This window comes from Gordonia otitidis (genome assembly GCF_020735545.1).
GTDB classification, from domain to species: Bacteria; Actinomycetota; Actinomycetes; order Mycobacteriales; family Mycobacteriaceae; genus Gordonia; species Gordonia otitidis.
This window is the reverse complement of the sequence record NZ_CP085974.1, coordinates 1,681,725-1,702,032: the sequence shown is the minus strand read 5'-3', so window position 1 is coordinate 1,702,032 and position 20,308 is coordinate 1,681,725. Positions and strand designations below refer to the sequence as shown.

The following is a 20,308-nucleotide window of genomic DNA, read 5'->3' as shown; positions in this document are numbered from 1 at the left end:
GATGTCTGAACTGAATAACGCAGCGAATGCACACGGCACCGGGGCTCATCCGCACGGAACGGAGCCAGCCGAGCCGGATTCATCTCTGATCGCCGACGGTGAGTCCACCGGCGGCGAGTCCACCGATGGCGAAACCGCAGGCGGGTTGACCGTCGAGGAGCTGCGTGACTGGCTGCGTGAGTGGGTCGCGACGTCGACCGGAATCTCTGTCGAACAGATCTCCGACGACCGTCCGATGGAGGAGTTCGGTCTGTCCTCGCGCGATGCCGTGGCGCTCGCCGCCGACATCGAGGACAAGACCGGCGTGGTGCTGACCGCAACGGTCGCCTACAACCACCCCACCATCGCGATGTTGGCCAAGCGCATCATCGAGGGCGACCCCGACGAAGGGCTCGACCTCGATGCCGAGACCTTCTGGATTCGTGAACGCGACGCGGCAGACGACATCGCGATCGTCGGCCTCTCGACACGCTTCCCCAAGGCAGGGCACACCCCCGACTCCACCTGGGAGGCACTGATCTCCGGGCGCGACGGCATCTCCGATCTGCCCGAGGACCGCTGGGCCGAGTTCAAGTCCGACCCGCGCCTGGCCAAGGTCATCGACGAATCCAACGTCAAGGGCGGTTACCTCGACGACGTCAAGAGCTTCGACGCCGACTTCTTCCAGATGAGCCCCCGCGAGGTCGAGATGGTCGACCCGCAGCAGCGCCTCGCGCTCGAACTGGCGTGGGAGGCACTCGAAGACGCGCACATCCCGGCCAGTGACCTCAAGGGCGCACCGGTCGGTGTCTTCATCGGCACGTCGACCAACGACTACCAGCTGCTCGCGGCCATGGGCCTCGACGACGGCGCACACGACACCGCCGCCTACGCGCTGACCGGAACGTCGACGTCGATCGTCGCCAACCGCGTCTCGTACTTCTTCGACTTCCACGGCCCGTCGGTGGCCATGGACACCGCGTGCTCGTCGTCGCTGGTCGCGGTTCACCAGGCCGTGCGTAGCCTGCGGTCGGGCGAATCCGATGTCGCGCTCGCCGGTGGCGTCAACATGATCATCACTCCCGCCGCGACGCTCGGCTTCGACAGCATCGGCGCGCAGGCCAAGGACGGTCACATCAAGGCGTTCTCTGCCGACGCCGATGGCATGATCCGCGCCGAGGGCGGCGGGCTGTTCGTGCTCAAGCGCATGGCCGACGCCCGACGCGATGGCGACACCGTGCTCGCCGTGGTCGCAGGCTCGGCGGTCAACTCCGACGGTCGCTCCAACGGCCTGCCCGCGCCCAATCCCGAGGCACAGGTGGAGGTGTTGCGCTCGGCGTACACCGACGCAGCCCTCGACCCGCGCAGCGTCGACTACATCGAGGCGCACGGCACCGGCACCGTACTCGGCGATCCGATCGAGGCCGACGCACTCGGCCGCGTGGTCGGCCGCGGTCGCCAGGCCGACGCCCCCGCCCTGCTCGGCTCGGCGAAGACGAACTTCGGGCACATGGAATCCGCTGCGGGTGCCGGTGCACTCGCCAAGGTGGTGCTCGCGATGCAGCACGACAAGCTGCCCGCATCGCTGAACTACTCCGGCCCCAACCCCTACATCCAGTTCGACGCCGGGCACCTGAAGGTAGTCCAGGAGCCGTCCGACTGGCCGCGCTACTCCGGTCACGCGGTCGCGGGTGTCTCCGGCTTCGGCTTCGGCGGCACCAATGCCCACGTCGTCGTCCGTGAGGTGCTGCCGAGTGATCTGTCGGGAGTGGTCTCGACAAGCTCGACCAGCGGAGGTAGCTCGACCAGCGGAGGTAGCTCGACCAGCGGAGGTAGCTCGACCAGCGGAGGTAGCTCGACCAGCGAGGCGGTTGAGCCGTCCCCGCTGGTTGAGCCGTCCCCGCTGGTTGAGCCTGTCGAAACCGATGACGAGGACTTCCTCACCGACGCCGAACGCGCAGTCCTCGCCGCTCAGGCCGCGAAGGACGAAGCTCCGGCCGAGGCCGTCGACGCCGATCCCGCCGACGGCTTCGCGCCGTGCGCGGTCGAGGGTTCGGTTGTGCCGCTGGTGCTTTCGGGGTTCCTGCCGTCGCGACGTCGCAAAGCCGCCGCCGACCTGCTCGAATGGCTCGAATCCGATGAGGGACGCTCGACGCCGCTCGCCGACATCGGGCGCGCGTTGGCTCACCGCAACCACGGCCGGTCACGGTCGGTGGTGATGGCCCGAACGCACGAGGATGCGGTCAAGGGTGTGCGTGCCATCGCCGAGGGCAAGGCCACTCCGCTTGTCTACTCGGCTGATTCGCCGGATGCGGCGTCGGCGGTGTGGCTGCTCTCGGGCTTCGGTTCGCAGCATCGGAAGATGGCCAAGCAGCTCTACCTCGAGAATCCGATCTTCAAGAAGTACGTCGACCGCGTCGACGAGTACGTCCAAAACGAGCTCGGCTACTCGATAGCCGAGATCTTCGTCGACGACGAGCAGACCTACGGCATCGAGACCGCGCAGGTCGGCATCTACACCATCCAGGTCGCGCTGGCCGACCTGCTGCGTCATCACGGCGCGGAACCCGGTGTGCTGGTGCCGCATTCGATGGGCGAGGCGTCGGCGGCCTACATCAGCGGAGGACTTTCACTCGAGGACGCCACCCGGGTCATCTGTCAGCGCTCGCGGCTGATGGGCGAGGGCGAGGCCACGCTCACCGGCGACGACATCCGGTTGATGGCTCTCGTCGAGTACAGCGCCGACGACATCAACGACGTCCTCGTCGACTACCCCGATCTCGAGATCTGCGTGTACGCCGCGCCGACGCACACGGTCATCGGTGGTCCCGAACCGCAGGTCGACGCGATCGTCGCCCGTGCGGAGGCCGAGGGCAAGCTGGGCCGCAAACTGCAGACCAAGGGTGCAAGTCACACGTCGCAGATGGACCCGCTGCTCGGCGAATTGTCCTACGAGCTCACCGGAATCGAGCCGAAGCGACTCGAGACCGGCTTCTACAGTTCGGTCGATCGTGAGGCCTTCTACCGTGCGGGACACGAGCCCGTGCACACCATCGACTACTTCCTCAAGGGGCTGCGCCACAGTGTGTGGTTCAGCCAGGCGATCGCGAAGTCGGTGGAGAACGGCCACCGCACCTTCCTGGAGCTCTCCCCCAACCCTGCCGTACTGATCTCCGTTGCAGCGGTGACGTTCTCGGCCGGTCTGCACGACGCCGAGCTGATCGAGACGCTGCGACGCAAGGAGGACGAGAGCTTCGGCGTGATCAACGCGCTCATGAAGCTGTACGTCCACGGGCATTCCGTCGACGTCGGATCACTGTTCGGCGTAGGCGATTACGCGGACATCCCGCGCACCCGCTTCGATCGCAAGCCGTTCTGGCTCTCCGCGCAGATCTCCGGGGGCGGCTCGGCCGGCAGGATCCCCGGCTCGCATGTCGCCCTGCCCGACGGCCGACACGCCTGGGAGGTGACTGCTGCGGCGGTGACCGACCCGCGTGAACTGGTCCGCGCCGCTGCGGTGGAGGTCTTCGACGACGCGCGTGTCGGTGCTGCGGCGTCGCACGGAGAGTTCCCGACGACGGGCACGGTGACCACCACGCTCAGTCCGCACCCCGGTGGTGCGTCGGTGACCATCCACGGCAAGCGCGACAAGAACTTCCACCTCCTGTTCGAGGCAGTCGTCACGGGCACCGCACACTCAGCCGATGGCGCCGCGATTGCCGCCGACGGCACCGAGGATCTCTCCGATGGCACCATCGACCAGGCGAAGGTCGGCTACACCGATACCTCGTTGACGGTCGAGGACGAGGTCGTCGACGACATCGGCAACAAATGGGATCCGGAATCCGGCGAATCCGTGGGTGATCGGCTCGCGATCATCGTCGGTGAGTCGATGGGGTACGACCCCGAGGATCTCCCACGCGAGATCCCGCTCATCGAACTCGGACTCGACTCGCTCATGGCGGTGCGCATCAAGAACCGCGTCGAGTACGAGTTCGACATCCCGCAGCTGCAGCTGCAGGCGATGCGCCAGGCGAATCTCGCCGACGTCGAGAAGTTCGTCGCCTTCGCCGTCACGCACCGCGACCAGCTCGACGACCTCGCCGGTAAGGCAGCGGGCGAGGGTGAACTCGACACCGCTGCGCTGAACTCCTACATCGACGAGCAGCTCGCCAAGGACGCCGAAGCGCCCGCCGGTGGCGCAGCGGCGTCGGCGGCGGCGCCGGTCGCTGCCACGGTCGGCGACGCAGATCAGCGGAAGAACAACGACGCCGACCAACCGAACAACGACCAGCCGACGAGCACCCCGCCCGCGGCGAACCAGAACACACCGCCGGCCGCTGACCTCATGAGTCAGCAGTCGGTGGCAGAGGCCGCGGGCTCCGACGTTCCACCGCGAGATGCCGCCGAGCGCCTGACGTTCGGTGTCTATGCGGTCATCACCGGCAAGTCGGCGGGCGGCATCTTCAACAAGCTGCCCGTACTCGAAGAGGATGTCGCGCAGCGACTCACAGACAAGCTCAACGAGCGCACCGGCGGCGACATCGACGTCGAGGACATCCTCGATTCCGAGACGATCGAGGAGATGTCGGACTACGTCCGCAACTTCCTCGACGCCTCAGCCGACACCGACGGCTTCGTCCGATACCTGCGTCTGGTGCCGGAGGGAAAGAAGACGTACGACCCGAGCGCCGGGGATCCGGTGCCTGCGTTGCTGTTCCATCCCGCGGGTGGCAACACGTCTGCGTACGAGGCATTGCTCAAGCGGCTGCCCGCCGACCAGCCGGTGATCGGATTCGATCGTGTCGAGGGCACCATCGAGGAGCGCGTCGCGCAGTATCTGCCGCGGTTGCGCGAGATCCAACCGCACGGCCCCTACGTTCTGATCGGGTGGTCACTCGGTGGAGCACTCGCGTACGGGTGCGCCAAGGCGCTACGCGACGAGGGTGAGGACATCGCCTTCGTCGGACTGATCGACGTCGTCCGGCCGCGGCACGACGTGCCCGACACCCCGGAGAACAAGCGGGCCCGGCTCGAGCGGTGGAAGGACTTCGCGATCCGCAACTACGACCTCGATCCCGACGTCCCGATCCCGATGGATCGCCTTGTGGATGCCGACGACGAGGGTCAGTTCGCGATCATCATGGAGATGGTCTCGATGTCGGGTACCAAGATCCCGGGCGGAATCATCGAACACCAGCGCACGTCGTTCGTCGACAACCGGGCACTCACCAACATCAAACCGTTGCCCTACGACGGCAAGGTGGTGCTGTATCGCGCCGACAAGATGCACGACGGCGCGATCGAACTCGAACCGCAGTGGGCCGAGATCGACGAGGACGGCAGGTGGGGTGAGGTCGTGGACGACCTCGAGATCATCCACATCGGCGGCGATCATCTCTCGATCGTCGACGAGCCCTACATCGCGAAGATCGGCGCCGATCTGAGCGCACGACTGGCGACCATCGAGGCGAAAGCGACCAACTAGCCGCGGGCCAGGAGCCCAACGCGTGCCGCACCGATATCGAGGAAGAAGAACCACGTGACCGACACCACCGCAGCCAAACTCGCCGATCTCCGCGTCCGGCTGGAGCAGGCCCGCGAACCCGGTGGCGAGAAGGCGATCGAGAAGCGCGAGCGCAAGGGGATCTGCTCTCCGCGTGAGCGTCTCGACATGCTGTTCGACCCCGGAACGTTCGTGGAGATCGGTGCGCTCGCCAAAATGCCCGGTGCTGCCCACACCGGATACGGCGATGGCGTGGTGACGGGTCATGGCTTGGTGCACGGGCGTCCGGTGGCAGCGTTCAGCCACGACCAGACCGTGTTCGGCGGCACGGTGGGAGAGATGTTCGGCCGCAAGGTGTCTGCACTCATGGAGTGGGCGGGCAAGATCGGCTGTCCGATGGTGGGTATCAACGACTCGGCGGGTGCGCGTATCCAGGATGCCGTCACATCGCTCGCCTGGTATGCGGAGATGGGGCGACGGAACGATCTCCTCTCCGGTTTGTCGCCGCAGGTGTCGGTCATCCTCGGCAAGTGTGCGGGCGGCGCGGTCTACACGCCTGCGAACACCGACATCCTCGTCGCCGTCGAGGACAAGTCGTACATGTTCGTGACCGGACCGGATGTCATCAAACAGACGACAGGCGAGGAGATCTCGGCAGAAGATCTCGGCAGCGCGCACAATCAGGCGCGCTGGGGCAACATCCACCATGTCGCGCCGGACGAGAAGCAGGCGTTCGAATGGGTGCGTGAGTATCTGCAGTACATGCCGTCGACCTGCTTCGAACAGCCGCCGGTGATCAACCCCGGTCTCGAGCCGGAGATCACCGACTCCGACCTCGCGCTCAACGATTTCATGCCCGACAGCGACAACGCCGGGTACGACATGCGCGACATCATCGTGAAGCTGTTCGACGACGGCGCTTTTCACGAGGTCGGTGAATTGTTCGCACCCAACATCCTCACCGGTTACGCGCGCGTGGACGGACACAGTGTCGGCGTCGTCGCCAATCAGCCGAGCGTGATGGCCGGGACCCTCGACACCGATTCCTCCGAGAAGGCAACGCGTTTCGTGCGTATCTGCAACGCGTTCCGTATTCCGCTCGTGTTCCTGGTCGACACCCCCGGAATCCTGCCCGGGCTGGTGGAGGAGCAGAAGGGCACGATCCGCCGGTCGGGCAAGTTCTTGTTCGCCTACGTCGAGGCCGACGTCCCGAAGGTGACCGTGGTGCTCCGCAAGGCGTACGGCGGCGCGTACGCGGTGATGGGTTCCAAGCAGCTCGGTGCCGACCTCAACTTCGCCTGGCCCACAGCGAAAATCGCTGTGATGGGCGCCGAGTCGGCCGCTGCGGTGCTGACCCGCAAGCAGACCGAGGGTATGTCGGCCCATGACGCGGACAAGGTGCGGCGCGACTTCATCGACTTCTACAACACGATGATGGCCACGCCGTATCTGGCTGCAGAACGTGGCTACATCGACGCGGTCATCGAGCCCGCCGAGACGCGCCTGCAGCTCCGAAAGGCGTTGGCGCAGTTGCGCGACAAGGAGACGATGCGCACACCGCGCAAGCACCTCCTGATGCCGATCTGACGGAGGTGTCTCTCGGCTCCCGCGGAGCGGACCGCGGATGCGGTGTGCTCAGGCGAAGCGGGACAGGATCGAGCGGACGGCCTGGGTCACGATAGTGCGGTCGTAGCTCTGCACGAACATGTACTCGGTGTGGCCGTTGGTTCGGGCATCACGGATCTGGCGTGCGGAAATCAGTGCGGCGAAGTGCATTCCGAGTACGGCGACATTCCATTCGTCGACGAGCGCGTCGTCTGCGCTCAGCGGTGCGTAGTGGATGTTGCCGTCACTCATCGGACGGATCCCCGCGCCGTATACGCCGACGAGCCCCACTTTCTCCGAAAGCGCGCGCCAGCGTTGTGAGGTCGGTGTCGAGAAGTTGCGCTGATCCTGGAAGGTGCCCAGCACTACTGCGACGCCTGATTCGGTCGCCGTGCGTTCGAGGTCCTTGCTCATCTCGAGCAGCAGCCGTTTGTCCGCCGGCCTCGGGATGCCCGACTTCGACGCGATGGCGAATGGCGTCTTCTCGTCGGACTCGGGTGTTGTCCGCGCAGGCAGCGTCGGGAGCGCGGCGATCGTACCGAGCAGGCGATCGTCGGCGTCGGCGACGGGCGGATGCAGTGCGCCGAGACCATGTCGCGCACCGAGGGTCAGCGCGGTCCGTCGGTCGTCTTCGGTGTCGACTCCCGCAGCGACGACGATCGCCGCGGTGCGCTCGGTGTGTGCGGCCAGTATGTGTGCGAGGTGCGCGATCTCCGACGACGGAACGGACTTCAGGGTGTCCGGGTGCAGCAGGACGATGTCGGGTTCGATGAGGGTGAGGAGCGTCGCGGTTCGGCGATCGGCGGTCACTCCCTCGAGCGCGATCGGCGTCCCGTTCCGACGCGCCTGGGCCACCTGGGCGATCCGTGACTGCGGGCGTCGCAGGATGCTTCGCGGTTCGATCATCAACGTCAGGATCTCGCCGTACGGGACGGTGCGAGCCGAGTCGTAGACGTCGATGTCGACGGCAACGAACAGCGGTATGGCGTCAGCGACGTGTCGTGCCGCGGCGGTGTCGGCGAACTCGAACTTTCGTGAATCGAGAACCGCGCGCTGTTCCATGAGCGTCGCGGTGCGCCGAAGTGCGCGTGGTGTGTCGAAGTTGGTCCCCTGCGGGCCACAGAGTTCGAGACTGGCACCCACGACAGCGCCGTCGGACAGCTGAAAGAGTGGACTGAACTGAGTCCTCAACTCCATACCCTCGAAGACCGATGCCGCATCCCCGCCGGTGGTACTCGTCAGACCCTGGCTCATCCCTCACGCTCTCTGTCGAAGCGTTCACCACGCCCCGACACTCACGGCGCGGCAGCACCCGCGCTATTCACCGTCGTGAAGTGCCGATGCGACGAGCACTCCGAGCGTGAGAGTAGCAAACACTGCGACGCTGGTAGCGGTGAGCGCGAGAGAAGCGAAGAGACTGTCGACGGTGATGCCGACCCACAGGCAGCCGAGCGGTAGTAGGCCCGCGATGAGCAGGGTGCTGTGTTCTTCGTGGTTGTCCGCACTGGGCACGGTCTCGCCGACGGGTGCGTCGAGCACTGGGAAATCGCCGGTGTCGGTTCGCTCCGGCGTCTCGAGCTGCGAGGTCTCGATCTCAGGTCCGTGGTCGCCGGCCGGATTCGGGCTCGCTGATCGCGGGGCGTTGTCCAGGATGCTCATCGACGCTCCAATCGGATGGGTGGACTCGGATCCGAGGAGTCCACGGCGGAAGCGGTTCGACAGAAATCGGTTCGCTGGACGTACAAGCCTTTTCTGTTGCGGATTCTTGCGGTTTTCTTTTTACGCACTCAACGGTAGGCCCACGGGCATGTTACGTGCGGCGAAGGAAAGCTTTGTTAATGCAAATGTGACCCTTTCGGGACCGGAGCGCCCGCATGTCGTCAGTCAGCGAGACGTCAAGACTTTTGGGTAAATATGCAGGTTACTGCAGTTGTACGAGGCATTCACAAGCAGCGCGGGGGTACTCGTCGACAACTGTCACGTAACGGTATGGCCGACAAGGTGTCCGATGCCGAACGTCACCGCCATGGCGATCGCTCCACCGATCACGACACGGATCATCGGTCGCCACGGTGTGGATCCGCCGAGAATTGCACCAATTGCTCCGGTCATCGCCAATGCGAGGAGGACGACCACGAAGGTGACGGGAATTCGGATCGACGCGGACGGGGTGAGAATTGCTATGAGCGGTAGCGCGGCGCCCGTCGTGAACGACACCGCAGACGACGCCGCAGCCTGCCACGGATTGGTGAGCTCGTGCGGATCGATACCGAGTTCGACGTCGACGTGTGCATCGAATGCGTTGTGCGCGGTCAACTCGCGGGCAACCAGGCATGCGGTCGAATGGCTGAGACCCTTTTGTTCGTACAGGCCCACCAGTTCCTCGAACTCGGCCTCGGGCGCTTCGGCGAGTTCTCGCGCCTCCTTGGCGAGTAGTGAGCGCTCGGTGTCGCGTTGGGTGCTGACCGACACATACTCGCCGAGCGCCATCGAGACCGCTCCTGCCGCCAGTCCGGCAATGCCCGCAGTGAAGATGGGTGCACGATCGGTGGTCGCGGCAGCCACGCCGACGACGATGCCCGCGGTTGACACGATACCGTCGTTGGCGCCGAGAACCCCTGCGCGCAACCAGTTCAGGCGATTCGCCAGCGAGCCGGAGTGGGGCTCGTCGCGGTGTGCGTGCACGTGCTCGCTCTGCCCGGACGCGTCCGGGACGGTCTCGTCGTGCCCGGGATCAGTGGGCCCTGATTCCCCGCGCCCAGAACCGTAATGCCCAGCACTGTCAGGCCCAGCACTGTCATACCCAGGACCGTCGTGGCCAGGACCGTCATGTCCGTAGCGCTCGGGTGCGGGATCGTCGACGCTCATGAGCACCAATGATGCGCATCCACGGCGTCTGCGCAAGCAAGGTGATGGTGCCCTCAGCCGCCGACGGTCCGTGTGATCAGTACCCGCTCGAGCGGATCGGCCCCGGGTCCCACAGTCCCGACCGGCGGGCAGTACCGAGGTCGAGGTGTGCGGGAGGCGCTGGGTCGACCTCGGTGAATCGTTGCAGTCCGCCCCAGTCACGACCCCAGTTGTTGCGCAGGTAGGTGGGTAGCAGGGTGGGGACGAGCATCGCCTCGGTGATGCCCAGTGGCCCGCCGGCCGTTCCGGACATCCACGTCTGACTGTTCTTCTGAGTGGCCTCTGCGTCGGGCATGATGCGCCAGCGCGGCACCTGCATCACGCCGTTGCGAACCTTCATCGGCTGCTGGCATGGGAACACCAGGCCAGACACCCAGTCGATGAAGACCGGATCGGTCGTCCCGACGACGTCGTTGAGCGTGCGAAGTGTCGGCACCCGCGGCGGCGTGAAGGCCACCCACTCCGATGGCGCTCCCGAGGTGTCCCGTACGACGATCCGCGCGAGCGTCGCCTGTGCGGGAGCGTCGGCCAAGGGGAAACGTAGGTTGCGCCAGGTCGGGGCGGTCCCGACGTCGAGTGGCGACATCGACCCGATCGGCTGCACGGCACCCCCGGCTCCGGTGCGCGCGAACTCGACCGTCACGTCCTGTCCGTCGGTCCGCAGCCCGTCACCGTCGACGGCGTCCACCGAGCCCGCAACGGCGATCGTGAGAAGCGGCTTCTCGGCGCTACGCGCAGGCATCTGATACCAATCGGTGGTCACCGAGCCCGTGCCCGACGGCGCGCCGTACGAACCGAGAACCGGGGTCGTTGCCGGATCGAGGCCGAACGGTAGACGCACCGTCGAGCCGTTGACGCCGCGTGTGCCCTGACCGCCCTCGGTACCGCCCTGGGAGGCATCGGTTGCCTGGTTGCGGTCGTCGGCGCCCGCATCGGTCGGTGCGGAAGTCGTCGGGGCAGAGCTCACCGCGCCCGACGAGCCCGACGTGGAGTCCGTGTCCTCGGTGGCGTCGACGGACAGCTTGTTCGCCACGCCATTCGGCGTGAAACCCGCGCTCCCGGCGCCTGTAAGAGCGTCGGAGACGTTCGGTGCCGGTCGTCCCTCGACGGCTGCGGGTGCGAGCATCCCCGCGTTGGCGTCGGCCTCGACGAGAACGTCGTTGGCCAGTCCGCATTCGTTGCCCGTCAGTGCCCTGGCGTTGGAGTTCAACCACGACCACGAATCACGTTGCACATACGCGGCTTTCGCGAAGGACGCCACCATGAACAGCACCATCAGCATCGAGATGACCGGCAGCGGTGAGAACTTCAGCTTGCTGTACCAGCGATCGGAGTGACCGGTGCGTGTCTGCTCGTCGGTGTAGTCGTCGCGCAGGTGGAACCACAGGCCGGCCGCGGCGGTGAGCACAGCGGCGACGAGGAAGAACCACCACAGGTCGACCCCACCGATCGACGGTGGTCGATCCCACCACGGGATGCCGTAGCTGCCGACGAACCACCAGCCGTTGGTCCCCGCGAACGAGATTCCGGTGACCGCGAGCACGGCGGCAGCGAAGAATGCGCGGTTGCGCCGTGAGCGCAGGATGGCCGGAGCCATCATCGCCCCTGCTGCCGCGGCGAGGCCGCCGGCGATTCCGGCGTACACACCGAAGTGGTGTGTCCACTTGGTCGGGGTGAACGCGATGAAGAACATCGTGCCGAGCGTGACGGCGATCAGGCGCCAGATCGGTGCGCGCGCAATGCCGTTGGGGTGCTGCTTGCGCAACAATCGGAGCAGGACGACCACGAGGCACAAGATCATGATCAGCACCCCGTAGCGGCGTGCGAGCGTTCCGTCCGCGGTGGGCAGGATCAGGTAGTAGTACCGGATCGGTTCCTGCCACCACTCGAGTGTCGGGCCGACGTCGGTGGCCACCTTGTTGCCGGCGATGAGCGGGGCGAGCGGCTGGTCGGCGAAGATCTCGAACAGCACGAGGGTGCCCGCGGCCACGATGGGCGCGAGCATCGGGAGCAACCCGTCGCGTCTGCGCCGCGTCACGACCGTGCGCACGATGGGTCGGATGCCTGCGAGCAGCGCGGCAACGGCCATGAGGCCGCCGGGCGCCAGTGCGAGGGTGAATGCGGCGACGGCGACGGCCACCGCGTACGGCAGCAGTCTGCGTGTCGCGATGGCGCGTTCGACGCAGCACCACGTCAGCAGTGCGCCGACCGCTTCGGCCGGCTCAGGACGCAGACCGTTGTTGTACGGCAACCACAGTGCGAGGTAGACGAATGCTGCCGACCACACGGCGGGGGTGCTGGTGCGCACAGCGCGACCGAGCCGCGGAATCACCTCACGCGAGATCAACCACCAGCCGAGCAGGCCGAGGAGGAATGCGGGTAGACGCATCCACGGTGTGGCGAGGCTGACGTGCGTCATCGCCGCGATCACCTGGAAATGCCAGCCGAACGGGTCCTGCGGCACACCGAAATAGCGGAAATAGTTGTCGGCATATCCCGCATCGCCGGTGATACGACCGACGATGAAGTTGTAGCCGTCGTCGGACGTGTTGGCGCCCGCCAGCCACCAGAACGCGAGGATCACGAACACCGCGATGTCGGGGCCCCGGATGGTGAACCAGCCCGAGGGCAAAAACCTGCGGTGGCCCCGGCCATCCCGCGAATCGAGAACGCCGAGCGCGATCAGCGACAGCAAGGTCGCGATGATGCCGACGACGATCGCAGCACGCTTGAGTAGCGTCGGGGAACTCACGTACCTGGTGTCGATCGTCGCGTGCATCGAAAGTCCGTCGCGGGACGCCGACGAGGGCAGATCGGTGTAGACGCCGACGATCTGCGGGCGCATCTCGTGGTCGGGAGTCGAGTACGTGAGCAGGCCACCCGGCGTGCTCGGCACGCCCTCGATCCTGGCGTCGACGCCGCTCTCGCTCGCGCGGAAGACGACCCTGCAGGACGGATTGTCCTGGGCGGCTGCGCGTTCGGTCGAGAGGATCACGACGTCGCGGTCGGTGACGGTGAGCGTCGACGCATCGGCACGGACGAACAACCCGCGTGCGCTGGCGTCCTGCCCGCCCGCCGGTGTCGTGGCCATCAGGATGCCGCCGGATGCGGGCAGGTCGCGCGCGAGCGAGCACGGAACGGTGAGGTCCATGTCGACGGGGACGAACGCGACGAGCGGGGCCGCGACGTTTCCGACACCCTCGCCCTGTGGCCAGGTCAGTGCCGCGGTCGATTGGTTCACCGGCAGCAGCGGAGTGGCGACGGCGAGCAGGAAGCCGAGGATGCCCGCCACAGCGGCGACGATCTGGGCCGGACGGTGGTTGCGTGTCCGACGAGGAGTCGACATGTCGTCGGCGCGAGGCACATCGGTGCTCGGGGCGGTGGGATCAGTTGTCATCGGATTGTGGCTCCACCCTGATCGAACCTTCGTGTGACCAACCCCAACGGGTCGCTTGCGAGGTCTGTACGCGCGCGGACGGTGCGTCGGGAACCAGCGGCGAGAGTCGTTCCAGCGCACCCCATTCCCGGGCCCAGTCGTCCTTGAGGTAGGTCGGAACCGCTTGCGCCGACGTCGTCGTCTCCGAGATGCCCAGCAGGCCGCCGTCGACGCCTGCCTGCCACGTCTTGGACTGCGAATTGGCGAAGGGGTAGTCGGGCAGGATGCGCCAGCGGGGGATCTCCGCGACACCGTTGGTGACCATCATCGGCCGCTGGCAGGGGAAGTGCGCCGCGACCATGAAATCGATCAGGGTGGGGCTCTGCGTTCCGACCACCTGCTGCAGCGTCTGCAGGCGCGGTGCGCGCGGAGGAGTGATGCCGATGAACTGATACTGACCGAGGTTGTTGTCCAGCAACGACATTCGCATCGCAGTGGCACGCGGGGGTGCTGCGCCGATCGGTACCCGCAGGTTGCGCCAGGGGCGATTGGAGATCACCGGTCCCGGGTCGATGGGCAAGACGTCGGGGCCGATCTGGCTGAACGAGCCGTCGGGACCCCTGGTGCCGAACTGGACGACGAGTTTCTGTCCGAAGTTGGTGACGCCGAACGTGTCGACGGTCGAGATCGCGCCCGCTGCGGAGACGACGAGTAGCGGTGTCGCAGCGCGATCGGTCGGCAGGTCGTACCAGTCGGTGGTCAGTCGTGCTTCGCCCGGGTAGCCATAACTGCCGAGGACGGGCGTGGTTGCCGGATCGAGTCCGTAGGGCAGTGCGACAGTCGAACCGTTGACGGTCTCGGGGCCCCGGCCGCCGGTTGTGCCGGCGCCGAGCCCGCCGGTGATCGCGAATGGTCGTGCGGGACTTGCTGCCACGTTCATCTGTCCGGGTCGCTGGCTGCCCGGTTCGGGAGAAAGATCGTCGGGAATCCCGTCGGGGGAGAAGCCGACAGCAGCATCCGGGCCGGTCGGTGCGCCCGACAGCGCCTGCGTCGCCGACTTCCCGTCTGCGGGCCGCAACATCCCGGTGTTGGGATCTGACTCGACGAGCACGTCGTCGGCCATGCCACAGGCGTTGCCGCGCACCGTGTTCACGTTCTCGGCGAACACGGTGGTCGCCGGGTAGCGGGATACGGCGGCCTTGGCGAACACCAGTAGCTCGGCGATCACCATGAGGCCGGCGACGAGCGCGATGGGTGACGACGCGAGGAACAGACGTCGGCGATCCGCTCGTGTCTCGCCCGGCCCGTCTGTGGTGTGTGAGAGTCCCTTGTTCGCAACGTAGTCGAGGCGAAGGTGCTGCCATACGGCGAGTGCGGCGGCGATGACGGCGAGGATGAGGAACAGCGTGGAGACCGGTCGCCCCGCGATGATCGGTGCGCGGTCGAACCACGAGATGCCGTATTCGTACGCGAACGGCCAGGCGTTGTAACCCGCCATCGCAGCGGCGAGCGCGAAGAACAGTCCGGAGACGAAGACCGTCAGGTTACGGGCCGACCGCGCAGCCGATTGCGCCACTGCCAGAGTCGCGATGGCCGCGATCGCCGCGGCGAGGCCGGCGAACACGCCGAACTGGATCGTCCACTTCGTCGGAATGAACGCGAACAGCACGAGCGTCACACCGATGGCACCGATCAGGCGCCACGTCGGCCCGGCATGCACGCCCGCGATCCGCCCGCGCCGCAACATGACCGCGACGGCGACGACCATTCCCGCCAGCAGCAGCAGAACGGGCACGCGACGTGTCAGCGCGCCGTCGTCGGTGACGACGGAGATGAAGTAGTAGCGCAGATACTCCTGATACCACCCGATCACCGGTCCGACGACGTAGCGGATGCGGATCGCTTCGACGACGGTCGCGACGGTCTGGTCGCGGAACACCACGACCAGTACCAGCAGTCCGGCGGCAGCGATCGGCGCGGCGAGCGGCAGCAGACCCGTCGAGCGTCTGCGCACGAGTACGACGTGCAGCAGGGCGCGTGACGACGCGATGAGGATCGCCACCGCGATGATGCCCTGTGGCGCAAGGGCAAGGGTGAGCGTCGCGAACCCCGCTGCGAGGGCGGCGGGGAACAGGCGTCGAGTAGCCAATGCATCTTCGGCCGCCCACCAGGTCAGCAGCGACCCGAGGACGATGATCCCTTCGGGTCGCAGCCCCGAGCAGAACGGGAGCCAGAACGCGGTGAAGACGAGCGCCGCAGACCACTGCGCCCACCCGCTGCCGCGCACAGCGGAACCCAGGCGTGGCAGCAGGACCCGGCTGAGTACGAACCACGACGCGAGTCCGGCGACCAGCGCCGGTATGTGCATCCAGAGGATCGACGGGGAGATCGACGACCAGTGGGCCAGGAACGAGTAGTACCAGTCGAACGGCGCCTCGGGGATGTCGTACCAGCGGTAGTAGTTCGCGAGGTAGCCGAAGGACGACGCGGTGCGGCCCATGTTCAGGATGTATCCGTCGTCGGGGCTGCCCGCGCCGAGGAACAACCAGATCACCAGCACCGCGGTCACCGTGAGGTCGGTGGCGCGCGGACGCAGGAGCCTGAGCCAACTCGTCCGCCGGCGGGGTCGGCGCCGCACGTCGCCCACGCGGTCGAGGAGGAACAGGGCCGTGAGGGCGACGACCACGGCGAGCACCGCGACGACCATCACGATCGTTTTGAGTGCCGACGGGGAACTCTCGTATCGATTGTCGATGCGGATGTCCACCCGCATACCCGACTCACCGGCGGCACGCGCCTGCTCCGGAGTGAGGTCGCTGAATACGCCGTCGATCTGGGGGCGCTTGTCGGGGTCGAGGCTGCGCGCCTCCCCGAGACCGACGAACTGGGCGCCGGGCCCGCTCGGTGATGACCAGACGTGCAGCGTCGAACAGCGTCCCAGGTCGCTTCGAGGTGCGGACGCCGCGACACTGTTGCGGAAAGTCGCGGTCACGGCGTCGCCCGCGGTGACGTAGAGCGCCGAGGCCTTGGAGTCCTGCGCGGAGACAGCCATCGTCGAAAGGATCAGCGTCGAACGTCCCGGCGGTGCGTCGGCGAGAACCGAGCAGGGTATCCGGACGTCGAGTGACTGTGAGGTCTGCGCGATCAGTGGGGCGGTCACCGACGAGGTCGTCGACGCGAGTTGCTGGCCCTGCGGCCAGGAGAACGACGCGTCGGTGCTGTGGACGGGCAGGAACCCGACCAGCACACACAGCACCGCGCCGAGCAGTCCCGAGACGGTGGCGACGAGTCGAAGTGTGCGGTGCGGGGCCGTCGTCGACTCGTCGGCCGGTGGCTGAGCATCGGACTCGACTGGCGGGGCTGTCGCAGGCACGATCACTGATGTTAGGCGATCAGAGCGGGCGGTCGGCCGTGGTGTCGCAGGCGCGCGACGCTCAGTGGCGGATCGGTGCGGGACTCCACAATCCGCTGCGTGTCGCGGTGCCGGTGGTGATCGGCGCGGGGGTGGTCACGTCGCCGTACGGGTGATAGCGCTCGAGCGCTCCCCAGTCACGACCGATGTCGTCCTTCAGGTAGGTCGCCACGGTTTCCGGTTCCTGCGACACCTCGAGCCAGCCGAGCGGCCCGCCGCCGTAGGAGTCCTGCCACGCCGAGACCGCGGCGGCGAGGTCGGCGCCGGGCCTGATCCGCCACTTCGGGATCTCGGCGACCCCGTAGTGATGGGTGAACGGCCGCTGGCACGGGAACACCAGTCCCGACGTCCAGTCGACATGGACCGGGTCCTCGCTGCCGACGACCTCCTGCAGGGTCTGCATGTGAGGCAGTCGGGGTGGGGTCACCACGATGAAACGGTCAGCAGAGAGATTGTCGTCGTTGGCGACGATCCGCACGGCGGTGATGTCGTCGGGGAGCGACGACGTCGTGATACGGACGTTGCGCCACGACGGCTGCGGGCCCGGGTCGATCATCTCGGTCTCGCCGGTCACCTTCAGATCGCCGTCGCGCGTCGTCGACGTGATCGGATCGGTTGTGTACTCCAGCAGCAGGTTTGGATTGTCGTAACGTCCGGCTACCGAGAAGCTCAGCAACGGCTGGTTCTTGTAGTCCGCCGGCATCGAATACCACGCAGAGGTCAGCTTGGCCGGTACCTGATCGGTGGTCGAATAGCTGCCCTCGACCGGTGTGCGGGCCGGGTCGAGCATGAACGGCAGGCGCGCGCGGCTTCCGTTCACGCCGGCGGTCGCGAGTTCCCCGCCGCCGGTGCCGCCGCTGTTGGCGGTCAGCACGTCGTTGGTCGACGTCGCGTTGCCGGCGAGTACGCCCAACGATCCGGCGCTGGCCTGCGTGGTGAGGTCGTCGGGAACGCTGGTCGACGTGAATCCCGTTGTCGCGGGTCGAGATGCGTCGGACGGCGCCGTGGAGGGTCCTGCCAGCGGGTTCGGCAGGGTGGGATCGACGGGCGAGAGCATGTGGTCGTTGGGATTGCGCTCCACCCAGACCTTGTCGGCCATGCCGCACTGCTTGCCGGCGAGTGCCTCGATGTTGGATCTCGGGACCGAGAACGACGACGACTGGTTGACCGCTGCGAACGCCGCCGTGACGAGTTCGAAGATCACCACGGCCGCAGCGACATAGGCCAGTGGTGCGCCTGCGACCGATCCGGCAGCTCTGCGGTACCAACGGCGATCGGCCTGCGAGGCTTCACCGTTGACGTTCCCGGTGCCATCGGTTCTCGTGTTGCTGTCTGCGATGTCGTCGGGATCGTGTGGGTCGGTCCCCGTGAACGGTTCGCGGAAGTGGAACCAGAGCGCGAGTAGCAGCAGTAGGAGCGAGACGTAGAGCAGTGCGTTGCTCAGTGAGAATCCGACGTTGACCTGGCCGACGCCCCACGGCATGCCCCACGCGGAGGCGTAGTAGTAGGAGTTGGGTGCCGTGAATGCCAGACCCGCGATGAACAGGACCAGAGCTGCGAACAACGTGCGGTTGCGTCGGGAGTGCATCGCCTGATTGCTGGCTGCGATGGCCGCGATTGCCGCAAGGGCTGCTGCGAGGCCTGCGAAGACACCGAAATGGTGCGTCCACTTGGTCGGTGTGAACATCAGGAACACCAGCGAGGCGAAGGTGATCCCGACGATGCGTCGTGCGGGCCCGACAGCCGTACCGGGGATGCGTGACTTGCGGATGAGGACCGCCGCAGACACCACCATGCCGAGGATCATGGCCAGCACGGCGAAGCGTCGGGCGATCGAACCGTCCGCGGAGAACGCGAAGAGGGACGAGTACCGGTCGATCTCGTTGTACCAGTGCGCCGACGGTCCGAGCGCGGTCTTCATCTTCGACGAATCGGAGAAGGCGCGCAGCGTCAGGTTCGAGAAGACGACGAAGATCACGAACGTGCCTGCGGCCAGCACCGGCGCGAGCAGCGCTGCGTATGACCAGAACCCACCGCCTATCGCCCGTGCGCGTTTGATCAGCGCGAGAATGATGGGCCTGGCACCGGCGATGAGCGCGGCGACGGCGAGTAGACCCGTGGGGCCTGCAGCGAGGCTGAACGCGCCGATGAGGCATGCGATGGCTGCGGGGAGTATTCGGCCGGTCGCGATGGCGCGTTCGACCGAACACCAGGTCAGGAGGGCGCCGAGTGCGATGATCGGCTCCGGCCGCAAACCGTTGTCGAACGGGAACCACGAGGCGAGGAAGACAAAGGCCGCGGTCCAGCCGACGACCGGCCGACTTATCGCGGCTCGTCCGAGTCGTGGCAGCACCTCGTGGCTGACGATCAACCAGGATGCGATGCCACAGAGTAGTGCGGGAATCCGCACCCACGGGCTGGCCAACGAGATGTGGCTCATCAGGCCGAACACCTCGTAGTACCACCCGAACGGCGCTTCGGGTGCACCGAACCAGCGGAAGTAGTTGGCGGTGTACTCGCTGTTCTGCGCGACTCGCGACATCGTGAGCAGATAGCCGTCGTCGGAGGTGTTGGGGCCGATGAAATGCCAGATGATCAGTGCGCCGATCACCACGTAGTCGCGGGCGTTGAGTCGCCACCAGCGTGCGGGGAAGATTCGACGATGCTTGCGGCCGTCCGTCGAATCGAGGACCGCCAATGCCGACAGCGACAGCAGGGTGCACACGATGCCGACGATGAGAACGAGCCATTTGAGGATCGTCGGGGCCGTCGAGTAGCGCGAGTCGATGGTCACGTGTGCGCGTAGGCCGGGCACTTGCGAGGCCGACCCCGACAGGTCGGTGAACAGTCCGGTGACCTGTGGACGCTGGTCAGCGCTGTAGGTCTGCGATTCCCGGCCCTTGGTGGTGCCCATCAGTGCGGTACTGCCGGAGTCGGATTGGCTCGCGGACGCGGTCATGCCGACGAATTCGGCGGTCACAGCGTCGGAGTCGGCGTGGACGACGATGTCGCGGCAGTCCTGCGAACGCATGTCGGCCAGGGTTGCCGAGACGAGCGGGACATTACGGACGACGACTTCGATGCTCTGCTTGTCCGGGGGATCCGCGGGGTTGCCGGTACGTCGGATGAACAGGCCGCGCTCGGGTGACTTGCTGGCCTGCCTGGGCGTCGTCGACAGCAACACCGAGTCGTCGGCGCCCAGACGGTCGACAGCCGAGCACGGAACCGACACGTCGAGATCGATCGGAACGTAGGAGATGAGCGGCGCCGAGACGGATTCGACGCTGGAGTTCGACGGCCAGTTGATCTCGGCAGTGGTCTGCTTGACCGGCATCAACGGTGTGGCCAGAGCCAGGATGAATCCGAGCAGCCCGGTGACGATGGCGATGAGTTTCGCTCGTCTCACGGTCTGCGATGGCACAAGCAGTGATCCTAACCGCAGTCCCGGCGTTCGAGACCAACGGCATCGCGCGCGTGCCTGCGGCATTGTGTCGGCGCGGGAGCGGTGGGCTCGCTGCGTGAC

The 20,308-nt window shown here is 66.5% G+C and carries 8 protein-coding genes; 2 read left to right on the top strand and 6 right to left on the bottom strand.

Features of this window, described 5'->3' with window-relative positions:
• Position 1: 1 nt before the first annotated feature.
• Positions 2–5,467 carry a polyketide synthase Pks13 gene (gene pks13, locus LK459_RS07780; RefSeq protein ID WP_227922568.1) on the top strand — a complete coding sequence of 1,822 codons (5,466 nt, stop codon included), beginning with the start codon at positions 2–4 and terminating at the stop codon, positions 5,465–5,467.
• A gap of 54 nt (positions 5,468–5,521) precedes the next feature.
• Positions 5,522–7,072 (top strand): acyl-CoA carboxylase subunit beta, encoded by a 1,551-nt coding sequence (locus LK459_RS07775; protein WP_007238262.1) that lies wholly within the window; start codon positions 5,522–5,524, stop codon positions 7,070–7,072.
• A 48-nt stretch (positions 7,073–7,120) separates the two neighbouring features.
• Here the strand turns inward: LK459_RS07775 and LK459_RS07770 are convergent, their stop codons facing one another.
• From LK459_RS07770 to LK459_RS07745, 6 genes are all read right to left on the bottom strand, one after another.
• Entirely contained in the window at positions 7,121–8,344 is a 1,224-nt protein-coding gene (locus LK459_RS07770; protein ID WP_227922566.1) for a DICT sensory domain-containing protein, read from the bottom strand.
• Positions 8,345–8,407: 63 nt separating this feature from the next.
• Positions 8,408–8,749: a hypothetical protein gene (locus LK459_RS07765; protein ID WP_227922564.1), complete on the bottom strand. Its 342-nt coding sequence runs from the start codon at positions 8,747–8,749 to the stop codon at positions 8,408–8,410.
• Positions 8,750–9,067: 318 nt separating this feature from the next.
• Entirely contained in the window at positions 9,068–9,964 is an 897-nt protein-coding gene (locus tag LK459_RS07760) for a VIT1/CCC1 transporter family protein (RefSeq protein ID WP_227923622.1), read from the bottom strand.
• A 70-nt stretch (positions 9,965–10,034) separates the two neighbouring features.
• The gene (locus LK459_RS07755; protein WP_227923621.1) at positions 10,035–13,343 is read right to left on the bottom strand and encodes an arabinosyltransferase domain-containing protein; all 3,309 of its coding nucleotides are present in this window, start codon (positions 13,341–13,343) and stop codon (positions 10,035–10,037) included.
• A 40-nt stretch (positions 13,344–13,383) separates the two neighbouring features.
• On the bottom strand, positions 13,384–16,746 hold the full coding sequence (locus LK459_RS07750; RefSeq protein ID WP_407648746.1) for an arabinosyltransferase domain-containing protein: 3,363 nt from the start codon (positions 16,744–16,746) through the stop codon (positions 13,384–13,386).
• Between the two features lie 61 nt (positions 16,747–16,807).
• Complete coding sequence (locus LK459_RS07745) at positions 16,808–20,206, bottom strand: arabinosyltransferase domain-containing protein (RefSeq protein ID WP_227922562.1); 3,399 nt, start codon at positions 20,204–20,206, stop codon at positions 16,808–16,810.
• Positions 20,207–20,308: the final 102 nt, after the last annotated feature.

What these genes read in the sequence shown, in the direction of transcription:
- pks13 (WP_227922568.1), top strand. Translation starts at nt 2, where the DNA reads ATGTCTGAACTGAATAACGCAGCGAATGCACACGGCACCGGGGCTCAT.
- LK459_RS07770 (WP_227922566.1), bottom strand. Translation starts at nt 8,344, where the DNA reads ATGAGCCAGGGTCTGACGAGTACCACCGGCGGGGATGCGGCATCGGTC.
- LK459_RS07765 (WP_227922564.1), bottom strand. Translation starts at nt 8,749, where the DNA reads ATGAGCATCCTGGACAACGCCCCGCGATCAGCGAGCCCGAATCCGGCC.
- LK459_RS07755 (WP_227923621.1), bottom strand. Translation starts at nt 13,343, where the DNA reads ATGTCGACTCCTCGTCGGACACGCAACCACCGTCCGGCCCAGATCGTC.